At 35.5% G+C, this 6661-nt stretch carries 5 protein-coding genes; 4 read left to right on the forward strand and 1 reads right to left on the reverse strand.

Annotation, left to right across the window (positions count from 1 at the left end; all coding sequences use genetic code 11):
* Position 1: 1 nt before the first annotated feature.
* Complete coding sequence (locus tag CSC80_RS12620; RefSeq protein WP_099192283.1) at positions 2-901, reverse strand: DnaJ C-terminal domain-containing protein; 900 nt, start codon at positions 899-901, stop codon at positions 2-4.
* Positions 902-1139: 238 nt separating this feature from the next.
* Here CSC80_RS12620 and CSC80_RS12625 point away from each other — a divergent pair, with 238 nt between their 5' ends.
* From CSC80_RS12625 to CSC80_RS12640, 4 genes are all read left to right on the forward strand, one after another.
* On the forward strand, positions 1140-3002 hold the full coding sequence (locus CSC80_RS12625) for a DNA topoisomerase IV subunit B (RefSeq protein WP_074673671.1): 1863 nt from the start codon (positions 1140-1142) through the stop codon (positions 3000-3002).
* A gap of 25 nt (positions 3003-3027) precedes the next feature.
* Positions 3028-5688 (forward strand): DNA gyrase/topoisomerase IV subunit A, encoded by a 2661-nt coding sequence (locus CSC80_RS12630; RefSeq protein WP_099192284.1) that lies wholly within the window; start codon positions 3028-3030, stop codon positions 5686-5688.
* 8 nt (positions 5689-5696) lie between these two features.
* Positions 5697-6125, forward strand: a complete 429-nt coding sequence (mscL, locus tag CSC80_RS12635) for a large-conductance mechanosensitive channel protein MscL (RefSeq protein WP_058102602.1) — start codon at positions 5697-5699, stop codon at positions 6123-6125.
* Between the two features lie 109 nt (positions 6126-6234).
* Positions 6235-6661 (forward strand): sterol desaturase family protein (locus tag CSC80_RS12640; RefSeq protein ID WP_143751750.1); only part of this gene is annotated, 427 nt, incomplete at its 3' end.

Genomic DNA, 6661 nt, shown 5'->3' on the forward strand with positions numbered 1-6661 from the left:
ATTATCTTAATTCTGATAGCTGTTTAAACAATTCTTTTTCTTTTTGAGATAGATTGGTTGGCATAGTGACTTTATAGGTAATATATAAATCTCCATGCGCACCTTTCTTTTTATAAATAGGCATACCTTTTCCTTTTAGCTTTATTTTGGTGTCGTTCTGTGTTTCTGGTTTTACTTTTAATTTTACCTTTCCGGTCAATGTTGTAATTTCAATTGAGCTACCTAAAATGGCATCATAAAGAGAAATAGATTCATTTTTGAATAAATCGTTTCCTACTCTTTGAAAATCTGTGTTGTTGTAAATTTCAAATGTTAGATATAAATCCCCTTTTGGACCACCGTTTACACCCTCGCCACCATAACCTGTAATCTTTATTGTTTGTCCGTCTTCGACACCCGCAGGGATAGTGATTCTAATTTTTTTGTTTCCAAGATCTAAAGTCTGCTTTTGTTCATGTAGAATATCGGTCATATTTAAATTTAACGTAGCATTTAAATCTTGACCTTTAAATTGGGAGGTCCTTTGTCTTGTACTGCCTCCAAAGCCGCCACCACCGAACATGGATTCAAAGAAATCTGAAAAATCTTCTTGCTGCCCGCTATAATTGGTGTAAGTTCTATTTGTATTAGAAGTGGAACTGCGCTGGCTTTTTTTGGCTTCTTCAAAAGCTTCGGCATGTTCCCAATCTTTACCATATTGGTCGTACTTTTTCCTTTTTTCAGGATCGCTTAAAACCTCGTTCGCTTCATTAACGCGTTGAAACTTCTCTTGTGCGGATTTATCATTAGGGTTTAAATCCGGATGAAGTTTGCGAGCTAATTTGCGATACGCCTTTTTAATTTCTGCTTGAGTAGCCGTTTTGTCTAATTCAAGAATTTTATAGTAATCAATAAATTCCATAAGTATTCAAATTCTTCATTAAAGATATTTAATTGACGAAAAAACTACAATGACATAGGTCAGTTATTATTAGTTCATTTATTATGAATTTTAATGCAATAGTTTTTGACTGAATTACCATATTTGTTGAGGCTATCAACAAAAGACATGAATTAATTGTTAATTACTTTAACAGTTAGCTATTTTATCTTTTGCCGAGTGGTGCTATCTTTAACGCAACTTTCATAAATTTTTTTATATGGCTCAAGAATCTCAATATACTGAAGATAACATACGCTCGCTCGATTGGAAAGAACATATCCGATTAAGACCTGGTATGTATATTGGTAAGTTAGGGGATGGGTCTTCTGCCGATGACGGAATCTATATTCTTTTAAAAGAGGTTATAGATAACTGTATAGATGAATTTGTAATGGGCGCTGGAAAGACCATTGAAATCTCCATAAAAGATAAAGTTGTAAAGGTAAGGGATTACGGTAGGGGTATACCTTTAGGTAAAGTGGTAGATGTAGTCTCTAAAATGAACACTGGTGGTAAATATGATAGTCGCGCCTTTAAAAAATCAGTGGGTCTAAACGGAGTTGGTACCAAGGCGGTTAATGCCTTATCCAGTTTTTTTGAGGTGCAATCTTCTAGGGATAATCAACTAAAGACCGCGCAGTTCAGTTCCGGGAATTTAGAAAGCGAAGTAGGTCCTGAGGAAACCAGTAAAAGGAAAGGTACCAAAGTTACCTTTATACCTGATGAGACCATTTTTAAAAATTACAAATACAGGAATGAGTATGTAGAACGTATGCTCAGAAACTATGTTTACTTGAACCCAGGGTTGACAATAGTTTATAACGGTGAAAAATTTCATTCTGAAAACGGATTAAAAGATCTTTTAGAGGATAATAACAATGTAGAAGATATGTTGTACCCTGTTATCCACTTAAAGGGTGAAGATATAGAAGTAGCCATTACCCATAGTAAAACACAATATAGTGAGGAGTACCATTCTTTTGTAAATGGTCAGCACACTACCCATGGTGGTACGCATCAAGCAGCATTTAGAGAGGCAATCGTAAAAACTATTCGTGACTTTTATGGAAAGTCTTATGATGCTTCCGATATTAGGAAATCAATAATATCCGCTATATCGATCAAAGTAATGGAGCCGGTTTTTGAAAGTCAGACAAAAACTAAATTGGGTTCTACCGATATGGGTGGAGACTTTCCTACCGTGCGTACCTATATTAATGACTTTGTTGGCAAGTATCTAGATAACTATCTGCATAAGAATGCAGAGACGGCAGAGAAACTTCAACGTAAGATTATGATGGCGGAGAAGGAACGTAAGGAGTTGTCTGGTATTCGAAAATTAGCCCGTGATAGAGCAAAAAAGGCAAGTCTTCATAATAAGAAATTACGGGACTGTAGGGTGCACTTAAGTGATATGAAGCATGATCGTAGATTGGAAAGTGCCCTGTTTATTACCGAGGGTGATTCTGCATCTGGTTCCATAACAAAGTCAAGGGATGTGAATACTCAGGCCGTTTTTAGTTTAAAAGGAAAGCCTTTGAACTCTTACGGAATGTCAAAGAAGATTGTATATGAAAATGAAGAATTCAATCTTCTGCAGGCAGCATTGAATATTGAGGAATCTATTGAAGATTTACGATATAATAATATCATTATTGCCACAGATGCCGATGTAGATGGTATGCATATTCGTTTATTGTTGATTACCTTCTTTTTGCAATTTTTCCCGGAATTGATAAAGGAAAATCATTTGTATATTCTACAGACTCCTTTATTCAGGGTTAGAAATAAAAAGGAAACTATTTATTGTTATAGTGATGAAGAGCGTCAAAATGCGATAAATAAGTTAAGTGGTAAACCAGAAATTACCCGATTTAAAGGATTGGGTGAAATTTCTCCCGATGAATTTAGACATTTTATTGGTGACGATATTAGATTGGAGCCCATTATGTTAGATAAAGCAATGTCTATTGAAGAATTGCTCAGTTTTTATATGGGGAAAAACACACCCGACCGACAAAAATTTATTATCAACAATCTTAAAGTAGAAGTTGATTTAATAGAAGATAAAGTAGTATAAATTAAGTTAATACGATTGCTTCTGAATGGAAGAAAATGACGATTTGAACGAGGAAATTAACGACCACCTTTCCGAAGAAAATAACGAAACAACTGAACCTGCCGAGGCCCTTACACGGGTAACCGGTATGTATAAAGATTGGTTCTTGGATTATGCTTCATACGTAATTCTAGAAAGAGCTGTACCTGCAATTGAAGATGGTTTTAAACCTGTACAGCGAAGAATCATGCATTCACTAAAGGAGTTGGATGACGGTAGGTATAATAAGGTGGCGAATGTAGTAGGTCACACTATGCAGTATCACCCACATGGTGATGCCAGTATTGCCGATGCCATGGTTCAAATAGGTCAAAAGGACCTTTTAATAGATACTCAAGGAAACTGGGGTAATATTTTGACCGGGGATAGAGCGGCTGCTTCAAGATATATTGAGGCAAGGTTATCTAAATTTGCCTTAGAGGTTATTTTTAGTCCTAAAATTACAGAGTGGCAGGCTTCTTATGATGGAAGAAAAAAAGAACCTGTAAACTTACCCGTAAAATTTCCTTTGTTATTAGCTCAAGGAGCGGAAGGTATTGCTGTGGGGCTTTCCACAAAAGTACTTTCGCATAATTTTGTGGAGCTGATTGATGCCTCCATTAAGCACTTAAAAGGACAACGATTTAAAATCTTTCCGGATTTTCAAACGGCTGGTATTATTGATGTTACCAATTACAATGATGGACTTAGGGGTGGTAAAATTCGTGTGCGTGCAAAGATTTCCCAGTTAGATAAGAATACACTGGTAATCAATGAGATACCTTATGGTACTAATACTGGTAGTTTAATAGATTCTATCTTAAAGGCCAATGAAAAAGGTAAGATAAAAATTAAAAAAATTGAGGATAACACCGCTGCGGAAGTTGAAATATTGGTGCATTTGCCCAGTGGAATTTCACCGGATAAAACAATAGATGCCCTTTATGCATTTACGGCGTGTGAATCCTCTATTTCACCATTGGGTTGTATTATTGAAGATAATAAACCCTTATTCATTGGTGTAACGGAGATGTTGAAAAGATCTACGGATTCTACGGTTGATCTTTTAAAACAAGAACTGGAAATTCAACTTGGTGAGCTAGAGGAGCAATGGCATTTTGCCTCTTTAGAGCGAATTTTTATTGAGAACCGTATTTATAGAGATATTGAGGAAGAGGAGACTTGGGAAGGGGTGATAAATGCTATAGGTAAAGGGCTTGCTCCACATACAAAGCATTTAAAACGAGCCGTTACCGTAGAGGATATTACCAGGTTGACTGAAATTCGTATTAAAAGAATTTCAAAATTTGATTTAGATAAGGCCCAACAACATTTAGAGAGTCTGCAAGAGCGTATTGCGGAAGTTAAAAACCATTTGGCTAATTTGATAGAGTTTGCCATTGATTATTTTAAAAACCTAAAGGAAACTTATGGCAAGAATCGCGGTAGAAAAACCGAGATTCGTGTTTTTGACGATATAGAAGCTACCAAAGTGGTTATAAGGAATACCAAGCTCTATGTAAACAGGGAAGAAGGTTTTGTGGGTACTTCGTTAAAACGTGATGAATACGTAACGGATTGTAGTGATATAGATGATATTATTGTTATCACCAACGAGGGTAAGATGATGGTTTCAAAGGTAGATTCCAAAACTTTTGTTGGTAAGGGAATCATTCATGTCGCTGTATTTAAGAAGAAAGATAAGCGTACTACTTATAATTTAATTTATAAGGATGGTAAAGGTGGGGCTACCTATATAAAACGTTTTAATGTTACCAGTATAACGCGTGATAGAATTTATGAGCTAGGTACAGGTAAGCCTGGAACACAAGTGCTATATTTTTCCGCAAACCCTAACGGTGAAGCTGAAGTTATTACCGTTTTGTTACGTCAGGTTGGAAGCATAAAAAAATTAAAATGGGATATTGATTTTTCAGATGTTCTTATAAAAGGAAGAGCGTCTAAAGGAAATATAGTGACCAAATACTCCGTAAAACGCATAGAACTTAAAGAAAAAGGTGTTTCTACATTAAAGCCAAGAAAGATTTGGTTTGATGATGTTGTGCGTAGATTGAATGTTGATGGCAGAGGAGAATTGTTGGGGGAGTTTAAAGGTGATGATTTACTTTTGGTAATCAATCAAAAAGGTGTGGCTAAAACATTTTTGCCAGTGCTTACTTCGCATTTTGATGACGATATGATCGTACTTGAAAAATGGATACCTGAGAAGCCCATCTCAGCCATTTATTGGGAGGGTGAGAAAGAAAGATTCTACGTAAAAAGATTTTTAATAGAGAACGAAAATAAGGAGGAATTATTTATTTCAGAACATCCAAAATCATACTTGGAGCTTGTTTCTACAGATTGGAGACCAATGATTGAAATTGAATTTCCAAAGCCTAGAGGGAAAGAGGCTAAGGAAAATGAAAGTGTTGATATTGAGAATTTTATAGCTATCAAGGGAATTAAAGCTTTAGGTAATCAATTGATAACTGAAAAGGTGAAAAACATTAATAGCTTAGAGCCTTTGCCTTATGAGCCGGTTATCCCTGAAAAAACGGAAGATATTGAAGTAGTAGATGAGCAGGCAGTAGAATCTGGTACCGAAAATAAGAAATCAAAAGATGTAGATGGTGGTTCTGCAGATGAACCCACTTTATTTGATTAATTGAGTTTATGAAGAATTTTTTTGAAGAATTCAAGAATTTTGCCATCAAGGGCAATATGATAGATTTGGCTGTCGGTATTATTATTGGTACCGCATTTAATAAAGTTGTCAGTACAATTGTTTCTGCTATTATTATGCCCCCTCTCTCTTTGTTGACAGATGACGTTAATCTTTCAAATAAAAAGTGGATACTTAGGCAGGCAACGGATAGTGTAGAAGAAGTTGCTATTGGTTATGGGGAGCTTATAGAATCACTTATAGATTTTGGAATTATTGCTTTTACCATTTTCGTAATGGTGAAGTTTATTAACAGGTTCAAGCAAAAATCTGAAGATCCTACAAATAAAGAGGTGGAAACACCAAAGAATATTGCGCTATTGTCTAGTTTGGAAAAATTGTTACAGGAGCAAAATGAGATACTTAAAAACAAGAAATAATAGTTTTGTGTTGAACAATTGAATTGTCTTATCGTAAAATAGAAAGTTAAGATTAGACATTTTTTTAGAACGGTTGGTTTTATAACTACCTTTACAAAAATTTGAATTAATGGATTTCACTAACCCGCTGGTATACGGTGCACCAGCTTTTATTGCCTTTATCTTATTAGAATTGACCTATAGCAAAACTCATGGAGATGATGATCTTTATGATTGGAAAGATTTTGCAGCTAGTAGTGCAATGGGTATTGGTTCGGCCATTATTGGTCCTTTACTTAAGGTTATTTTGTTGGTAGTTCTTTTTGAATGGGCCTATGAATTGTTCAACCCAATGGTTGATGGGGTGAGAACTAATATAATGGGGTATGAGTCCTTTGGGTATGCTTGGTACGTGTGGCTCTTATGTCAGTTGGCCGATGATTTTACGTACTACTGGTTTCATAGGGCAAATCATGAAATACGAATTTTATGGGCTGCACATATTGTACATCATTCTTCAGATAATTTTAATCTTGGTACCGCTATAAGAAATGGGT

This window comes from Maribacter sp. 6B07 (genome assembly GCF_002700155.1).
Classification (GTDB): domain Bacteria; phylum Bacteroidota; class Bacteroidia; order Flavobacteriales; family Flavobacteriaceae; genus Maribacter; species Maribacter dokdonensis.

What these genes read in the sequence shown, in the direction of transcription:
- CSC80_RS12625 (WP_074673671.1), top strand. Translation starts at nt 1,140, where the DNA reads ATGGCTCAAGAATCTCAATATACTGAAGATAACATACGCTCGCTCGAT.
- mscL (WP_058102602.1), top strand. Translation starts at nt 5,697, where the DNA reads ATGAAGAATTTTTTTGAAGAATTCAAGAATTTTGCCATCAAGGGCAAT.
- CSC80_RS12630 (WP_099192284.1), top strand. Translation starts at nt 3,028, where the DNA reads ATGGAAGAAAATGACGATTTGAACGAGGAAATTAACGACCACCTTTCC.
- CSC80_RS12620 (WP_099192283.1), bottom strand. Translation starts at nt 901, where the DNA reads ATGGAATTTATTGATTACTATAAAATTCTTGAATTAGACAAAACGGCT.